We start from the raw sequence: 889 nt of genomic DNA on the forward strand, positions 1-889 counted from the left end.
CGCCTGGGATGGTAAAGTAGATGGAAAAGTCGTGGAAGATGGTCAGTACTACTATGAAGTGAAATCAGTCATCGACTTTGAGGGTGCCGAATGGCAGTCGAAGAAGATTCCTCTAAAAGTCGATACAAAAGCTCCAGACTTGGAAGTTTCTTATAATAAAGAAACCGGCGAAGTCTCCTGGGATGCCTTCGATGAAGGTACAGGACTTTCTTACTTTGATATCGTCGTCAATGGCGACAGTGTCCTTGAAGAACCTCTTGGACCAGATGAAGATTCCTACACATTCGAGAAATTGGACGGAGTAAAAGGTGTCCAAGTCGTTGCGCATGACTATGCTGGAAATGCAGCTACGGATGCTGTAACGGAAGGCGATGACACAATTCCTGCAGTTACCGCTTTGACTCCTGAAGCTTTGAGCGTAACGATTGAAAAAGAAATTCAGGTCATTGGTTACGTCCAAGATGATTCGAAAGTTGAAAAACTGACGATTGATGGCAAAGAATCAAAATTGAACTGGGATGAAGTAGAAAACCGTTACAATTTCAGCGAAAAGCTTACTTTCAAAACAGACGGTGTGAAAGAAATTGAGTTTTACGCAGTTGATGATCAAGGTAATGACATTTCGTTCAAACGTAAATTCATGATTGACTCTACAGGTCCTGAGCTTGAAATCGAAGGTCCTCATACAACGAAAGACGATACAGCGACCCTTGAAATTTCCATGAAAGATAATTGGGATGATCTGCGCTTGTTCGTCAATGGCAGTGAAGAGTACAAACACATTTTCAAAGAGCCATTCAAGATGAGATCCATCAGCAAAACGATTGAGCATGAGGTAGAGCTGGAAGATGGACGCAACACATTCGAATTCGAGCTTACCGACTTTGGC

At 42.6% G+C, this 889-nt stretch carries 1 pseudogene; it reads left to right on the top strand.

Annotated features, from left to right (window positions below):
• Window positions 1-889 (top strand): annotated as a pseudogene (locus tag LD39_RS23195) (peptidase S8); the annotation flags it as partial.

The organism is Halobacillus sp. BBL2006 (genome assembly GCF_000786645.1).
Classification (GTDB): domain Bacteria; phylum Bacillota; class Bacilli; order Bacillales; family Halobacillaceae; genus Halobacillus.